This window comes from Microbacterium sp. EB106-03-03-XG65 (assembly GCF_058791955.1).
The window spans coordinates 2,360,352-2,379,028 of sequence record NZ_JBYTEB010000001.1; the positions used below are offsets into that span (position 1 = coordinate 2,360,352).

1 protein-coding gene is annotated in these 18,677 nt (G+C 69.3%); it reads right to left on the reverse strand.

The window, feature by feature from the left end; translation table 11 throughout:
- Positions 1-15: 15 nt before the first annotated feature.
- Positions 16-18,393, reverse strand: a complete 18,378-nt coding sequence (locus AC3WS6_RS11140) for a DUF7507 domain-containing protein (RefSeq protein ID WP_492501079.1) — start codon at positions 18,391-18,393, stop codon at positions 16-18.
- Positions 18,394-18,677: the final 284 nt, after the last annotated feature.

The following is an 18,677-nucleotide window of genomic DNA, read 5'->3' on the forward strand; positions in this document are numbered from 1 at the left end:
CAGTACGGAGTGCATTCAGGAGAGGTTCTGGGGCTCGCTGGTCCGACGGCGACGGCCGACGAGGAACAGCACGAGGCCTGCGAGGAGAAGGATCATCGATCCGCCGACGAGCGGCGTCGCATCTCCTCCACCGGTCGTCGGCAGCGGGCTGATCGGGGGCTCTTCGCTCGGCGACGGGGAGGTCGGAGCCGTCGGAACGGGCGGGTCGGTGGGTTCCGGGGTCGTCGGCCCGGGCGTCGGCGTCGGAGTGGGTGCGGGCGTCGCAGTCGGCTCCGGGGTCGGCGTGGGCTCAGGCGTCGGAGTGGGCTCCGGGCTCGGCGTCGGCTCAGGCGTCGGAGTGGGCTCAGGCGTCGGAGTGGGCTCAGGCGTCGGCGTCGGAGTCCCGGTCGGCGTCGGCTCAGGCGTGACCGTGGGTGTGGGCGTCGGTTCACGGTCGGGAAGACTCACCGAGTCGTTCGCGGGATCCGTGACCACGTCTCCCGTCACGACCTCGACCGCCACCACTGTCGCACGGGACGCGACGACCGTTCCCTCCATCGCCTCCGTGATGATCACGGTGGCGACCGCGGTGACGCTCTGTCCGGGCATCAGCACCCCCGGCTCTCCGGGCCACCGATACGCGATGGCCGAGAGCCCCGGGAACAGATCCGTGATGGACACCCCGGTCAGCGTGGTCGTTCCGGTGTTCGTGGCCGTGTACCGGAACACGAGTTCGTCTCCGGCGTATCCCGATTGGCCGTCCCTGACGGCGATCGTCATGTCGAGACGGATGCGCGATTCGTTCGGCACATCGACGCGCACCGAGTCCTCGGCGGTGATCGACCCGCCGGCCGGTGTGCGTCCGACCGCTGACGCGGTGTTGTCGATATGACCCCGATCGACGTCGGCCTGGCCGATCACGTATGTGGCGAGGAACGTCGCCGACTGACCGGACGCGAGAGTGCCCGGCGTTCCCGGCCACGCGGCGGTCGGCGCCCCGAGGCCGGCGAGTTCGTCGGAGACGCCCACGTCGGTGAGCGTGACATTGCCCGTGTTCGTCACCGTGAGGGAGTACTGGACGACACCGCCCTGCTGCGCGGGTCCGGTGAGCTGTGCTGTCTTGTCGAGCGTGAGACCGGGGTCAGGAGCGATGAGGTTCTCGCCGGCATCGACGTCTCGGACGACGACTCCCGCTCCTGTGCCCGTGACCACGGCATCCGAGCCGATGCGGCCCGCGTCGACCTCTGCCCGGGTGAGCGTGTGGGCCGCCACCGCGGTCGCGACCTCCCCGGGCGCGAGCACGCCAGGTTCACCGGGCCACGTGATCCTCAGTCCTTCGAGACCGGGCTGCGCGTCTGCGAGTGTGATGCCGCGCAGGGTGACGTTGCCGGTGTTCCGGAACGTGAAGGTGTAGTCCACGCGATCGCCCGGATATCCAGAGGCACCCGCGGCGTACACCTGATCCTTCTCGAGATCGATCGACGGCGCGGAGGCGACCGTCGGAACGATCGACGTCGGAGAGCTGGCGTTCACTGCGCTGCCGCCGGGAAGTCTGCCCGCCGCAGCGGCGGTGTTGCGGACCGTGCCCGAATCGACATCGGCCTGACGGATCGCGTATGTCGCGTTCGCGACCACCGACTCCCCCGGCGCCAGAGTGCCCGGAGTGCCCGGCCACGCGTAGGAGATCCCGGAAAGACCCGGGAGAGGGTCGGTGAGAGCGACAGAGGTCGCCGTGAGGGTCCCCGTGTTGGTTACGACGAAGGAGTAGTCGATGCGGTCGCCGACAGCACCCGATCCCTGCCTCACACCGTCCTTGCTCACCGACAGCGACCCGGACCCCGCGATCAACGGCACGACCGTCGCCGACGAGTCATCGGTCACCTCTGCGCCGGAGGGCTGCTCACCGGTTCCGGTGGCGATGTTCCGCACGGCGCCGGCGTCGACGTCGGCCTGCGTCACGGTGTGGAGCGCGGTGATCACCACGCTCTGGCCCGGCAGCAGCCGACCGGGCTGCGACGGGTCCGGCCACGTGAACGCGAAGCCGCTGAGCCCGCCCACGGTGTTGTCCAACTGCACGTCGGTGAGGGTGGTGTTTCCGGTGTTGCGGATCCGGAAGGTGTACTCGACGGAGTCACCCCGCACGCCGGTGTCGCCGAGCGCGAGGGCCGCGGTCTGCGTGGTCTCGATGGACCGGTCGGGGGCGGTCGGCGGCTCTGTGTCGATGGTGAACGGATCAGAGCTGTCCGAGACCACGGTTCCGCGCGGCGAGGTGCCGAAAGAGGTCGCCACGTTGCGGATCGACCCGGCGTCGACGTCGGCCTGAGTGAGCGTGTATCGGGCGACACCGCTGGCCGTGCCACCCGGCGGGAGGATGCCCGTCGTCGACGGGAACTCGATCTCCGGAGTGCTGAGGCCCGCGAGATCGTCCTGCAGGCGGATCAGTCGGAGAGTCACGTTGCCGGTGTTGGTGATGTCGAAGGTGTACTCGATCACGCTTCCCACGCCGCCGGATCCGCTGACGTACGCACCGCCCTTCTCTGTGCGGATCGCCGGATCGTGCGCAGCGGTCGCTATCGGAACCATGGTCGAGCTCGCCGAGACCGTGTCGCCTGTCGGAGTGCTCGCGCGGACCGACGCCGTGTTCTCGACCGAGCCGCGGTCGACGTTCTCCTGACTGATGGCGTACGACGCCGAACCGGTCGCGACCTGCCCCGGTGCGAGGCTGCCCTCGACGCCGGGCCACTCCACGGTGATCGGACCGATGCCGGCGAGGTCGTCGGTGATCCGGATGTCCGACAGCGTCAGAGTGCCGGTGTTCTCGATGCGGAAGCCGAAGGTCACGCCATCCCCGGCGCCGTTCTTCCCGGCTGCGTCGAGGACGCCCGTCTTCGAGAACACCAGACCGGCGGAGCCTGCCAGCGGCACGGTGGCCGGATCAGTCGCGGTCGCGGGTGCGCCGGTGGGGGGTGTTCCGGTGCCGGTCACGATGCTGGTCACCGCACCCGCATCCACATCCGCCTGCGTCAGCACATACGTCGCCGTCGCCCGCACGGACTGCCCGGGAACCAGCACACCCTCCGCGCCCTCCCACACATACTCCGCACCCGACGCCCCCGCCAACGCATCCACCAACCCCACACCACTCAGAGTCACGTTCCCCTCATTGGTGAACACGTAACTCCACGTCACCACATCCCCGGCCCGCCCCGACGCACCAGGAGCAAGCGCCCCCTCATTCGACACCGACACCACCGGAACCGCCGCCTCGGTCTCCACCACACTTTCCGGCGACACCACCGAAATCGCCTCCGACCGCGCCGGCACACCCGACGCCGACGCCGTGTTCACCACACGACCCGCATCCACATCCGCCTGCGTGATCACATACGACCCCACCGCCCGCGCCGTCTGCCCCGGAGCAATCACACCCGGCGCCCCCACCACCGGCCACACCACATCCGACAACACCACACCCGGAACCGCATCCGACAACACCACACCCGACACCGACACATTGCCCGTATTCGTCACACCGAACTCATACGACACCACATCGCCGACACCACCACCATCGACCAACGCACCCGACTTCGACACCACCAACCCCGGAGCCGGCAACACCGTATTCACCCGCACCGTATTCGTCACCGCCGACACCGGCACATCTCCCGGGGCCATCGCAGAGACCCGCGCCGTGTTCACGACCTCGCCCGCATCCACATCCGCCTGGGTGATGTCGTAGAACCCGCGTCCGATCACGGACTCCCCCACGCCGAGGCGCCCGGGCTGTGTGGGGTCGGGCCACGCGATGGTGACGTCGCGCAGACCGCGCTTCGGATCCACCAGCACACCATCGGTGACGGTCACGTTGCCCGTGTTCGTCACCACCACCGCGTACTCGATCGTGTCACCCACCACACCGATGTCACCCGCAGCCAACACCCCCGACTTCACCGCCGACAGCACGGGGGTCCGAGGCACCGGCACGGTCGTCGAGTCTCCGGCGTCGATCGCGTCTCCTCCGGGTGTGGCCGCCGTCACCGTCGCCGTGTTCACGACCGATCCCGCGTCGATGTCGGCCTGAGTGAGAAGGTACGTCGCCGTCCCCCGCGCCTCCGAGCCGACCGGCAGGACCCCGGCCGCCGCCGGATCGTCGATCGGCCACGTCACGGCGATGTCCGAGAGGCCGGCGAGGCCGTCGGAGAGAGTCACGTCGCGGAGGGTCTGATTCCCGTCATTGACGATCGAGAACGAGAACTGCACCGCGTCGCCCACCTGGCCGGTCGAGCCCGCCGCCAGCGCTCCGGACTTCTCGAGCGTGACCGCGGGATCCGCGGATGCCGTGGGCGTGCGCACCTCGTCGGAGGAGTCTGCGACCGGGATGCCTCCGAGCGTCGTCCCCGAGGCCGTTGCCGTGTTGACGACAGCGCCGTCGTCGACATCCGCCTGCACGATCGCGTAGCTCCCCGTCGCCGTGGCGACGTCGCCGGGAGCCAGCGTGCCGGGCTCGTCCGGCCAGCGCACGACAGGAATCGAGAGACCGGGCAGCGGGTCGTCGAGAGTGATGCCCGAGACCGTGACGTTCCCCCTGTTCTCGATCGTGAACTCGTAGTCGACGATGTCGCCCACGGCGCCGTCGCCGCGCACCGCGGCAGACTTGCCCACGACGAGTGCCGGGGCGGCCGTAGCCACGCCGGTCGTGGTCGGCGGGGTGCTCACGCTGATCGTGTCGCCGACGGGCGGCTTTCCACTCGCGGTCGCGACGTTGATCACAGACCCACGATCCACGTCTGCCTGGGTGATCGTGTAGTCGGCCGTGGCCTCGACGGTGTCGCCCGGGATCAGAACGCCCGGCTCCCCGGGCCAGTCGAAGACGGGGTCGCTGACGCCGGCGAGTGCATCCGCCAGATCGACGAGCGTCAGTGTGACGTTCCCGGTGTTGGTGATGCCGAAGGTGTAGTCGATGCGATCGCCCACGCCTCCCTCGCCCACGACCACGCCGTCCTTCGTCGCCTCCAGTCCGGGGCGAGCGGCGATCTGAACCCCGGAGGTCGCCTCGCCGGTGACAGCGGCACCGCGCGGAGGCGTGCCCGATCCGTCGACCGCGCTCGATACGCCGCCGCGGTCCACGTCGGACTGGGTCAGCGCGTAGGTCGACGTCGCCGTCACGGTCTGTCCGGGGAGCAGCACGCCAGGGCGCGTCGGATCGGGCCAGATGTACGCAGGCGCCGACGACCCGTCGAGCCTGTCTGTCAGCGTGACACCGGTGAGAGTCACATTCCCGGTGTTGCGCAGCGAGTATCCCCAGGTGACGACGTCGCCGACGACTCCTTCCGCGTCCGGCGCGAGCGTCGCGGTCTTGTCGACCTCGATGGCGGCTCGGATCCCCTGAGTGTCGACCGTCTCGATCGCCGCAGGACTCGTCACCGGGCCCCCACGGGAGCTTCCGCCCGCGGATGCCGTGTTCGCGATCGAGCCGGCGTCGATGTCCGTCTGAGTGATCGTGTACTCGGCGGTCGCGGTGGCGGTCTGTCCCGGGGCCAGCGTGCCGTCCGCTCCGGGCCAGATGATCCGCGGCGTGCTCAGGCCCGGCATCGCATCCGTCAGAGCGATGCCGCTCACGGTCACGTTGCCCGAGTTCCTGATCGTGAAGGCATAGTCGACGGTGCTGCCGACCGCGCCGGAACCGTCGACGACTCCGTCCTTCGTCACCGTCAGCGCAGCGGCGGGCAGGACCGTGTTGATCGTCACGGGGTTCGAGTCCGCGACGACCTTTCGGCCGTTCGGGGCCACCGCCTCGACGCCGGCGATGTTGAGCACGAAACCGCGATCGATGTCGGCCTGAGTGAGGGTGTACAAGGCGGTGCCGACGACGGTGGCGCCGACCTTCAGCTCGCCCTCGGGTCCGGGCCACTCGATCTCGGGCAACGACAGCCCGGCGAGGCGGTCGATCAGGCGCCCTTCCTGAACCGTGACGTTGCCGGTGTTCGTGACGACGAGGCGGTACTCGATCACGTCGCCGACAGCACCGATTCCGCCGTCGAGGATCTGCCCGCTCTTGACGGCCGTGAGCTCGGCGGCCTCCGCGATCGGCACCTCGGCCGTGGCGGAGCGTTCGACGCCCGAACCGCCGGGCGCCACCGCGGTCATCGTGGCCGAGTTCGAGGCGTAGCCGCGATCGACGTCGGCCTGGGTGAGTTCGTACTCCGCGGAGGCGTCTGCTCCCTGGCCCGGTGCCAGTACGCCTTCCGCACCCGGCCAGGCGATATCGATCTCCGACAGACCCGCGAGCGGATCGGCGATGCCCACGTCGCTCAACGTCACGTTGCCGGTGTTGTCGACGCGGAACGAGAACCGCACGATGTCTCCGGCGCGGCCGGTCGCACCGGGTGCCAGCACCCCGCTCTTCGAGAACGTGGCATCCGGCGCCGGAGGCACGAGACCGACCACGATCTGCTCCGACGGGTCATCGACGACCTCGCCGGAGGGGGCGGTGCCCGATCCGGTGGCGACGTTCACGACCTGGCCGCGATCGACGTCGGCCTGGGTGAGGACGTACCGGGCCGTGCCCACGAGCGTCTCGTTCGGAGCGAGCACTCCGGCGGCGCCGGGCCAGACGACGGCGATGTCCGAGAGCCCTTCGAGAACATCGACGATGCCGACGTCGCGCAGCGTCACGTTGCCCGAGTTGCGGACCTCGACGCGGTACTCGATGACATCGCCGACGTTTCCGGCCTGTCCCAGGACCAGCTGGCCGGTCTTGGTCGTCTCGACGGCGGGAGCCGCCTGGGCGAGAGGTGTCGTGACCTCTTCGGATTCATCGGAGACCGCGGAACCGCCGGGAGCCGATGCCCGCACCGAGGCCGTGTTCGTGACCTCGCCGCGGTCGACGTCGGCCTGGGTGATCACGTACGTCGCCGTTCCGGTCGCCACCTCACCCGGGGCGAGAACGCGTTCGACCGTCGGCCACTCGATGGACGGGGTGCTGAGGCCCGCGAGAGTGTCCGAGAGCACGACGCCCGACAGCGTGACGTTGCCGCGGTTCGCGATCGTGAACGTGTAGGTGATGATGTCGCCCGCGCCGCGACCCGTCGTCGTATAAGCCTTGGTCACCTCGATCACCGGAGCGGAGGTGAGCGGGACTGTCGCGGGAGCGCTTGCCGACACGGGTGCGCCGGTGGGGGGTGTTCCGGTGCCGGTCACGATGCTGGTCACCGCACCCGCATCCACATCCGCCTGCGTCAGCACATACGTCGCCGTCGCCCGCACGGACTGCCCGGGAACCAGCACACCCTCCGCGCCCTCCCACACATACTCCGCACCCGACGCCCCCGCCAACGCATCCACCAACCCCACACCACTCAGAGTCACGTTCCCCTCATTGGTGAACACGTAACTCCACGTCACCACATCCCCGGCCCGCCCCGACGCACCAGGAGCAAGCGCCCCCTCATTCGACACCGACACCACCGGAACCGCCGCCTCGGTCTCCACCACACTTTCCGGCGACACCACCGAAATCGCCTCCGACCGCGCCGGCACACCCGACGCCGACGCCGTGTTCACCACACGACCCGCATCCACATCCGCCTGCGTGATCACATACGACCCCACCGCCCGCGCCGTCTGCCCCGGAGCAATCACACCCGGCGCCCCCACCACCGGCCACACCACATCCGACAACACCACACCCGGAACCGCATCCGACAACACCACACCCGACACCGACACATTGCCCGTATTCGTCACACCGAACTCATACGACACCACATCGCCGACACCACCACCATCGACCAACGCACCCGACTTCGACACCACCAACCCCGGAGCCGGCAACACCGTATTCACCCGCACCGTATTCGTCACCGCCGACACCGGCACGCCACGCGGAGTGGTCGCCGCGACCGATGCCGTGTTCTCCACGAACCCCGCATCGACGTCCGCCTGCTTCAGATCGTAGAAACCACGACCCGTCGCCGACTCCCCCACCCCCACACGACCCGGAGCAGCGGGATCCGGCCACGCGATCGACACCCCGTACAGATCCTTCATCGGATCCACCAGCACACCGTCCGTGACGGTCACGTTGCCCGTGTTCGTCACCACCACCGTGTACTCGATCGTGTCGCCCACCACACCGATGTCACCCGCAGCCAACGCCCCCGACTTCACCGCAGACAATGCGGCTCCGGGCACGATCGGAACGGTGGCGGCGGCCGTGTCGGCCACCGTGCCCCCGGCCGGTGCGGTGGCACGTGCCGTGAAGGCATTGACGACCGACCCGGCGTCGACGTCGGACTGCAGCAGCGTGTACGCGGCAGTGGCCGTCGCGCGTCCGTTCGGTGCGAGCACGCCCGGAGCAGCGGCATCGGGCCAGGTGATCGTGAGTGGGCCGAGACCCGGCATCGTATCGTCGAAGGTGACATCACGCAGCGAGGTGTCACCGGTGTTGACGATCGCGTAGCGGAACTCGACGGTGTCGCCCGCCCGCCCTGTCGCGCCCGCGGCGAGGCTGCCGCTCTTCGTCGCAGCGACCTCGGGCGTCGTGGGTGCCAGTTCGGTCGTCACCTCTGCAGGGACCGAGACCACGTCGGACTCGTCGGCCCCTACCCCGGTCGCGACAGCACGGTTGATGACCTCGCCGGCATCGACATCGGGCTGTGTGACGGTGTAGCGCGCCGTCGCAGCGACCTGCTGTCCCGGTGCGAGGACGCCGGTCTGAAGGCCGGGCCATGCGCCGAACGAGATGCCCGAGAGACCCTCGAGCTCGTCCGAGATCGCAACTCCGCTCACCGTGATGTTGCCGCTGTTGCGGACCACGAAGGAGTAGGTGATCGGCGCGCCGATCCTGCCATCGCCGTCGAGCACGTCTGACTTGGTCAGTTCGAGTGCCGGCGCTCGCGTTCGGGTCGCCAGATCGATGACGTCGGATGCCTCGACGACCGTGTCGGTCGGCGTGAGTCCTGTCACCGTCGCGAGATTGCGGATGCCGCCGCGGTCGACGTCGGATTGGGTGACGACGTACGATGCATCCGCCGTGACCGATTCGCCCGGTGAGAGCGTGAACTCCTCGCCGGGCCAGTTCCCGAAGGAGATCTGCGAGAGCCCCGGCAGCTGGTCGCTGAGCGCGAGGCGCTCGACCGTCACGGTTCCCTCGTTGACGATCGTGAACGAGAACTCGACCTCGTCGCCGACGATGAGATCGGCGTCTCGGGACGCCGTCTTGTCGAGCGAGAGCAGCGGGCGCTGCGCGATCGGCACCGATGCCGGCTGCGTCGCGGTGACGACCGCGCCTGACGGCGCGGTTCCTCGGCCCGTGACCACGCTGATGATGGATCCGGCGTCGACGTCGGCCTGAGTGAGTGTCGTCGTGGCCGTGGCTCGCACGGAGGCGCCGGGAGCCAGCACGCCCTCTGCTCCAGGCCAGTCGTAGACCGGCTGCGACGTGCCGGGCAGCGCATCCGCGAGTGCTGCGCCCGTGAGCGTCACGTTCCCGGAGTTCGTCAGGGTGTAGTTCCAGGTGACGACGTCACCTGCCGCGGATCCGGGCTCGATCGATCCCGTGTTCGTCACCGAGACCGCCGGTCGCGGGCTCGGCATCGCCACGGACACGCTCTCCGAGGTCGCCGACACAGGTGGGGCCCCGTCGACGCGCGGAACCCCCGACACGGAAGCGGTGTTGGTGATCGTCCCCGAATCGACGAGCTCCTGGGTGACCAGGATCGTGGCAGTGGCCCTGACGGTCTGACCGGGCTCGAGAGTGCCGGGGGTGCCGCCGCCCCATTCGAAGACCGCCGCCGAGATGCCGGGGAAGCTGTTGCCGATCGCGTCGATCGCGTCGACGGAGACGGTGCCTGCGTTGCGCACCTCGTACGTGAACGTGACAGTCTGACCGAGCGCGGCCTGCGCGGGCGCGGACTGGGTGATGACCAGCTGTGCGCGCTGAGCGCCTGTGGGCACATCAGCTCCGGCCGCGACGGGCTCGATCGCGCCGGCCGGTGAGTCGGCCGTGACGGTCACCGAGTTGCTCACGCCGCCTGCGTTCACGTCGTCCTGCGTGATGATGTAGAAAGCCTCGGCCGTGGCCCGTGCTCCCGGCACCAACACCCCCGGGGCACCGGGATCGGGCCAGACGACCTGGGGGACGAGACCGTCGATCGCCTCATCGAGAGCGACGTTCTCGAGGGTCACGTTCCCGGTGTTGACGACGACGAAGTCGAATTGGATTCGGTCGCCGGCGAGACCCGTGCCCAGCACGGTCCCCGTCTTCGAGACCGACACCGAACCGGCTCGCGTGATCGGGACGGTCACCTCGGCCTGCTCGCTCACGGCGACGTCGCCCGGCGCCGTTCCTGCACCCGTGACGACGTTCCGGATCGAACCGGCATCGACGTCGCCCTGAGTGAGTGTGTAGGCGGCCGTGGCCGTGACGACCTGGTTCGGCGCGAGAACCCCTTCGGCTCCGGGCCAGGAGTACACGAGCGGAGTCACACCTGGTTCAGGATCGACCAAAGACACGCCAGTCAGAGTGACGTTTCCGGCGTTGCGCAGGGAGAACGAATACGTGACGGTGTCTCCGGCGCGAGCCGTGGCGCCCGCGGTGAGGGTGCCCGTCTTCGACACCTCGATGTCGGGTGCGCGCTCAGCGGTCACCGTCGTGATCGGCTCGGAAGCGCTGGTGACCGCCGGGCCGCTCGGCGGAGTACCCGTCGAGCTCGCCGTGTTCACCACGGCTCCCGCGTCGAGGTCCGCCTGGGTGATGCGGTGCGTCGTCGTGGCCGTGACGGATGCCCCCGGCTGCAGCGTGCCGCTCGCGCCCGGCCAGGGTCCGTAGACCAGCGGACTCAAGCCGGGCGCCGGATCCGTCAGAGCGACGCCCGTGAGCGTCACATTGCCGGTGTTGGTCGCCCGGAGCGTATAGGTGATGAGATCGCCGAGACGACGGTCACCGCTCACCGAAGCCGACTTGGTGGTGACGATGGTGGGCGACGCGGCGTCGGTGGCCAAGACCACGGGTTCGGAGGTCGCCGAGACAGCAGCGCCCGTCGGCGGGCGCCCCGAGACCGACGCGACGTCGGTGACCGATCCGGCGTTCACATCGCTCTGCCGCACGACGTAGGTGGCCGTCGCTGTGACGGTCTGGTTCGGCGCGAGCACACCCGCTGTCCCCGAGGGCCACGCGCCGTAGCCGATGCCCGAGAGTCCGCTGTGCGGATCGGTGATGGTGACGCCGGTGAGCGTCACATTGCCGTTGTTGCGCAGCGAGTAGTTGTAGGTGATCGTGGATCCGACCGCTCCGGACCCCTCGGTGTATGCACCGGACTTCGCGATCGCGATCGCGGGCGCGGACCTGAGCGGAACCGTGCCCGCGCCGGTCGCCGACGTCGGCTGCCCGACGGCGGGTGCGCCTGTGGCCGTCGCCGTGTTCGACACGGAGCCGGCGTCGACATCGCTCTGCAGCACGCGCGAGGTCGCGGTGGCGATCACCGAGGTTCCCGGCGGCAGCACACCGGGCGACCCGGTCGGCCATGCACCGTAGGCGAGATCGGAGATGCCGGGGAGCGAGTCCGTGGCCGTCACACCCGAGAGCGTGACGTTGCCGACGTTCTGGATCGTGATGCTCCACGTGATCGTCTCGTCGGGGACTCCGGTGGCGCCCGCCGGCAGCGCTCCCGCTTTGGTCACCTGCAGCCGCGGAGCACTCGCGGCAGTGGGAGTCGTGACGGTGCTCGAGGCCGCGCTCACCGGCGCGCCACTCGGTGCCACCGCACTGCCGGTCGCCACGTTCGTGACCGCCCCCGCGTCGACATCCGCCTGGGTGACGGTGTGACTGGCCCGCGCGACCACCTGCGCACCCGGCGCCAGGATGCCGGCATCCCCTGGCCATGTGAACTCGAACGGCGTCAGGCCCGAGAGCGGGTCGGTCACGGCGACGCTGCGGAGCGTGACGTTGCCGGTGTTGGTGACACGCACCGTGTAGTCGATGACATCGCCGACGGCTCCCGTGCCGCGCACGGTCGCCGTCTTCACTGTCGCGAGGCCCGGTCCTCCCGGCGACGTGGGGAGCGTCACTGTGGGCGAGGTCGCAGCTGTGCTCGCGCCCGAGGGTTCGGTGCCCGAGACCCGGGCGGTGTTGCTCACAGTGCCGGCATCGACGTCGGCCTGCGTGACGGTGTACGTCGCTGAGCCCGTGACCTCCTGCCCCGGTGCCAGCGTGCCCGAAGCACCCGGCCAGGTCAGAGCGATCGCGCTGAGGCCCGTGTGGGGATCGGTGACCGTCACTCCCGTGAGCGTGACGTTGCCGGTGTTGCGGGCCGAGAAAGCGTAGGTGATGACGCTGCCTACCGCCCCCGAGCCCTGCGTGTACGCACCGGTCTTGCTGAGTGTCAACGCCGGCCCCGACACGAGCGGCAACGTCGCTGCGGCCGTCACCTGGGCGGGTGATCCGGTCGGCGGGGTCCCGGTCGCCGTCGCCGTGTTCGCGACCGCACCGGCATCCACATCCGCTTGCGTCAGGGCCCGTGTCGCGCTCGCCGTCACGCTCTGTCCCGGTTGCAGGACTCCCTCGGTTCCCGGCCACGCCGAGTATGCGATCGGCGAGAGACCCGCGAGAGGATCGGCGATGCCGACGCCCGACAGCGTGACGTTGCCGGAGTTGCGCACCGTGAAGCTGTAGGTGACCAGGTCGCCGGCCCGTCCGGTGGCGCCGGGCGACAGGGCGGCGGTCTTGTCCAGCGTCAGGCGGGGGGCTGCTGTGGCGGTCGCCGTCACGACCTCCGCCGAGGTCCGCTCGATGAGCACGCCACCGGGGGCGGACGCGGTCGACACCGCGCGGTTGCGGATCTCCCCTGCGTTCACGTCCGCCTGCGTGATCACGTAGGTGGCTCGTGCTGTGGCACTCTGTCCAGGCGTGAGCACACCCGCCGCCGCCGGCCATGTGATCGACAGCGGCGAGAGCCCCGGGAGCGGATCGCTCAGCGTCACTGCGGTGAGCGTCTGATTGCCCGTGTTCTCTGCGCGGATCGAATAGGTCACGACATCGCCGACGCGGTTCCCGGAGCCGGTGGCGGAGCTCTTCGTGACCGCGAGGTCCGGCGCTGCCGCGCTGGTCGGGACGACGGTCTCACCCGACGTGCTGCTGACAACCGGCCCCGTCGGTGGGCGGCCGCTCACCGACGCGGTGTTGCGGACCGCGCCCGCGTCGACGTCCGACTGGCGCACCGTGTACGTCGCGGTCCCCGTCGCGGCCTGCCCGGGCGCGAGCGTGTTGGGCGCCCCGGGCCAGGTGATCGTCGGGGTGCTGATACCCGCGAGATTGTCGGTGAGCGTGACACCGCTGAGCGTCACGTTGCCGGAGTTGCGGATCGTGAAGGAGAACGTCGCGGTGCTCCCGGCGCCACCGTCGCCCGACGTGATCGACCCGGTCTTCGCCACCGCGATGGTCGGCACTGCAGCGATGCGCACGGTCGAGGGAGCGGTGCCCGACACCGACGCACCGCGTGGCGGTGTCGCGGTCGCTGTGGCCGTGTTGACGACGGATCCGGCGTCGACGTCGGTCTGTCGCACGGTGTACGTCGCCGTCCCGGTCGCGCTCTGCCCGGGTTGGAGTGTGCCCTCCGCACCCGCCCACCCCGTGAGCCGCACCGGTGCACCGCCGAGCAGCGGATCGGTGAGCGAGACGCCCGTCAACGTCACGTTTCCCGAGTTCCGGGCCGTGAAGGCGTAGGTGATCGTGTCGCCGGCTGCCCCGGAACCCGACAGGGTGCCGACCTTCGTGACCGCGATCGACGGTGCGATCGCCGTGGTCGGTGTCGTGACGGCGCCGGAGGCCGCGGTCACGGTCGCTCCGCCACCCGTTCCCGAAGCACTCGCCGTGTTCGTGATCGAGCCCGCATTCACATCCGCCTGGGTGACCGTGTAGGTCGCCGTGGCTGTGACGGTCTCACCGGGCGCCAGAGTTCCGGACGCTCCCGGCCACTGATAGTCGAGCGCGCTCAGACCGGCCAGAGGATCTGCGACGGTGACACCGGTGAGCGTGACGTTGCCGGTGTTGCTGGCTCGGAACGTGTACGTGACGACACTGCCGACTCCGCCTCCGCCGCCCGCCGCGGTCTTCGTGACGGCTATCGCGGGCGCCGCCGCCACCGTGGCGACCGAGACCTCGGCCGACGATGCCGTGATCGCGGGACCCGCGGGAGGAGTGCCTCTGACCGACGCCGTGTTCTTGGCGGCGCCCGCGTCGACATCGGCCTGTCGCACGGTATAGGTCGCGGTCGCGGTGACCGTCTGATTCGGCTGCAGTGTGCCTGCGGCTCCGGGCCAGGTGTAGCTGAGCGACGACAGCCCGGCGTGCGGGTCGGTGATCGAGACCCCGGTGAGGGTGACGTTGCCCGTGTTCTGAGCCGAGAAGGAGTAGGTGATCGTGCTGCCCACGGAGCCGTTGCCGGAGGTCACGCCTCCGGTCTTGATCAGGACGAGTCCCGGCGACGATGCCAGAGAGACTGTGGCGGGAGCCGTGCTCGTCACTGCGGGTCCCGAAGGCGGCGTGCCGCTGCCGGTCGCGGTGTTGCTCACCGCGCCGGAGTTGACGTCCGTCTGCGAGATCGTCGACGACGCGGTGGCGGTGACGGTCTGTCCCGGCTGCAGGACGCCGGCGGTTCCGCTCGGCCACGTGCCGTATACGGGGGCGGAGATGCCGGGCAGCGAGTCCGCCGCGGAGACGCTGCTCAGCGTGACGTTTCCGGAGTTGCGGAGAGTGATGGTCCAGGTGATCGTGTCGCCGGCGCGGCCCGACGAACCGCTCTGCAGCGCTCCCGTCTTGGTGGTGACGATCCCGGTCGTCGCGGCGACCGTGGGCGTGGTCACCGGTCCAGAGGTGCTGGTCACCGGGGTGGAGCCGTACGACGCGGTCGACGACGCGACGTTGCGGACGGAGCCCGCATTCACATCCGCCTGCTTGATCGTGTACGTGGCGACCGCGGTCACCGATTGCCCGGGTGCCAGGGTGCCCGCCGTGCCGGGCCACGTGTAGGTGAACGACGAGAGTCCGGCGAGCGTGTCGGCGACCGTGACGCCGGTGAGCGTCACGTTCCCGGTGTTGGTCGTCCGCACGGTGTAGGTGATCACGTCACCCACAGCCGCGGTGCCCGACACGGTGGCCGACTTCGTCGTCGAACTCGCCGGAGACGCGGCGATGGTCGATACGCGAGTGGCGGGAGAAGAGCCGGACACCGCGGTCCCGCTCGGTGTGCGGGCCGATGCCGTGGCGGTGTTGGTCACGGCCCCGGCATCCACATCGGATTGCCGCACCGTATACGTCGCTCGCGCCTGCACCGTCTGTCCCGGCGCGAGGGTGCCCACCGCCCCGGGCCAGGTGTAGGTGACGGCCGACAGCCCCGGGAGCGGATCCGCGATCGCGACCTGGGTGAGGGTCACGTTGCCGTTGTTCGTGGCAGAGAAGGCGTAGGTGACGGTGCTTCCGACGCCGCCCGTGCCCGAAGTGACACTGCCCGACTTCAGCACGGTGAGTGCTCCGGCCGGCGCGACCGGCAGCGTGAACGAGCGGCTCTGAGTGAGGCGCGCGCCGCTCGGCGGCGAGGCCGATGCGGTGGCGGTGTTGACGACGGCCCCGGCATCCACGTCCGCCTGCGTCAGCGTGTAGGTCGCGGTCGCGGTGACCGCCTGTCCGGGCGCGAGCACTCCCGCAGCCGCGGGCCAGGCGTAGGTCAAACCCGAGAGTCCCGAAAGCGGATCCGTGATGCCCGCCCCGTTCAGGGTCACGTTGCCGGTGTTGGCGAGCCGGAAGGTGTAGGTGACGACGTCACCCGCCTTGCCTGTGCTCCCCGGCGCCATCGCACCGGTCTTGGTGAAGCTGACTGCCGGCGCAGCTGCAGCGGTCGCGATGACGGATTGGCTGCTGGGAACCGTCAGAGTGGCCCCGGCGGGAGTCCGCGCAGTTCCCGTCGCGGTGTTGCGGACTGCCCCCGCGTCGACATCGGCCTGGGTGACGGTGTACGTCGCGATCGCGGTTGCGGACTGGCCGGGTGCGAGCGTCCCAGCGGTCCCCGGCCAGGTGTAGGCGAGTGCGGAAAGGCCTGCGAGCGGATCCGTGATCCCGACCGACGTCAGTGTCGTGTTGCCGGAGTTTCGAACGGTGAAGGTGTAGCTGATGGTGCTTCCCACGCCACCCGAGCCCTGCGTGATGGCCCCCGACTTCGTCGTCGAGAGGTTCGGTGCCGAGGCGATCGTAGAAACGGTGACCTGTGGGGACGAACCCGAGACGGTGGCTCCGCCGGGAGTGCGAGCAGAGGCGGATGCGGTGTTGCGGACGCTGCCTGCGTCGACGTCTGCCTGCGTGATCGTGTAGAAGGCGGTGGCGGTAGCGGTCTGCCCCACGGCGAGCGATCCGGCGGTCGCGGTCGGCCAGGTGATGACCGGAGGCGAGAGCCCGGGGAGCGGATCGACGAGCGAGGCGTTGGCGAGAGTGACGTTGCCGGTGTTGCGCACCGTGAAGCTGTAGTTGATGCGGTCACCCACGCGACCCGTGGCACCGCTCGCGAGCGCACCGGTCTTCGTCACCGTCAGGGCGCCGGCGGCAGCGATCGGTGTCACCCTGTTCGCGGATCCGGAGGGGCGTGCGCCGCCGTCGTCGTCTGCGGCGCTGACCGTCGCCGTGTTCGCTATGGAGCCGGCATCGACGTCGCTCTGCTTCAGGGTGTATGTCGCCGTGGCGGTCACGGACTGTCCGGGGGTGAGAACACCCGCCGTGCCGGGCCACGCGTCGAAGGTGATCGCCGAGAGCCCTACGAGCGGGTCGGCGATCACGATGTCGTTCAGCGTGGACTGTCCTGTGTTGGTCACGGTGAATGTGTAGATCAGAACGTCGCCCGCGCGTCCCGTGCCGCCGGGGGCGAGCGCACTGGTCTTCGTGAGCGTGACGGCACTCAGCAGCACCGTCGTGGAGTCACTGTCCTGCGCCAGGAAGTCTCCGACCACGGTGCGCGCTGTGGCCTCGGCCGTCGAGACGAAACCTGTCGACGACGGAGCCGTCGCCGTACACGTGAACTCTCTCGACTCCAGCGGTGCGAGCGTCACAGCGCCCAGACTCCGTGCGCATCCCGACTGGTCATCGGTGATCACGATGTTGCGCAGCGTCCCGGCACCGGTGTTCGTCAGTCTGATCACGAACGTCGCGAGCTCTCCCGCCGTCCGCGACTGTGTGTCGGCCGTCCCGTTGAAGGTCTTCTGGATCTGCAGGCCGGCCGTCGGCACCGACAACATGGCGTTGCGCAGCAGATACGAGTCGCCTGCGGTGCCGAGCCGGAGATTCACGGTCGAGTCGCCCGCGACCACGTTCGAGAGCGGTGCCGTCGCGACATCGACGCTCTGGTTCGTGAACGCGGTGCCGGCTGTTCCCGTGTAGCGAACCGAGCCGACCGCCCGGGAGATTCCGATGTTCCCCGTCGCCCCTGCGGCGTTCGGGATCTCGGTGTACGCGGTCGATCCACCGCGCGAGTACGCCGCGGAGTCCCCGGTGATGTTCCTATCCCCCTCGAACAGCGTGAAGCCGGCGCGAGTTCCCGCGGCGACGGCGGTGAACCCGTTGAAGGCGACCGTCAGCGCCGGGTCATTCGCCCCCTGACGCACATGCCCTTCGTAGTAGATGATGTTGTGCGGCACGGAGGCCGGGTTGTCGGCGATGAAGGTTCCGTAGTCGTACACCACGTTGATCGACCAGCCCGCGTAGCAACCGGCGCCCGTGGGTGTCCAGATGTTGCCGGCCGAGATGGTGATCTCCGAGCCGGTCGGCACCGAGGCGAACGCCGTGGTCACGTCGGCACTGGCGGAGTAGTAGAGCGCCGTCGCCTGAGACGCGGGGTCGGCCAGCATGCTCTGCGGCGCGACGTTCACGATACCGGCGCCGGCGACCTTCAGCTGCACAGCCCGTGTGGTGTAGCCGGTGGCGCTTCCCGTCGGCATCGTCGCGAGTCCTCGCGCAGCCGAGTACTGAGAGCACAGCGCCCGGTTGTCGCCCGTGTACACACCGGTGTTCGCACTCCAGGTCAAGAACGCCTTCACGACCGTCGCACCGGCAGGGATCGTCATCGTCGCGCTGCTCGAGTTCGAGGTGAACCCCGCCGCGGAGTTGGTCTGCGTCATCACGAAGTTGTCGTTGACGTTGTTCGTGTTCGTGCTCGACGCCGCATGCAGATCGGCACAGGTGCCATTGGCGGTGCCGGTCGTCGCAGAACACGCGAGCACACCGTTGCCGGCCATGATGAAGTCGCCGTTGACATTCGCCTGATAGTTCGGTGCGGTGCCGGAGTTGGTGCCCCACTGCACGACGGCCGCTTCCGCGGTCTGCGGAGAGCCGAGCGTGAATCCGGCGGCGATGAGGGCGACGGCGGTGATCATCGCGACAGCGGACCTGCGCAGCCCGCGCCGATCATCTCCCCGCACCATCTCGGACCCCCCTCAGAGTCACGGCGCTCAGCTCCAACGAGCGACGTGGAAACAACCCTAAGAGATATATCGGTGTGGTGACAATGGTGCGGATGTGACAGAGGGGGCGTGCGTTGCTGGAGGATGACCCACACACCATGGAGTGAAATATCAGTTGATCTGCAGTTATGCCCGATGGTCCAGACCGCGTTCGACGAATGTCCGGAGTTGACCCGCTGCCCCACCCGTGACGTGCC

Excerpts from the sequence above, each read along its gene's own strand:
- AC3WS6_RS11140 (WP_492501079.1), bottom strand. The coding sequence starts at position 18,393 with ATGATCACCGCCGTCGCCCTCATCGCCGCCGGATTCACGCTCGGCTCT.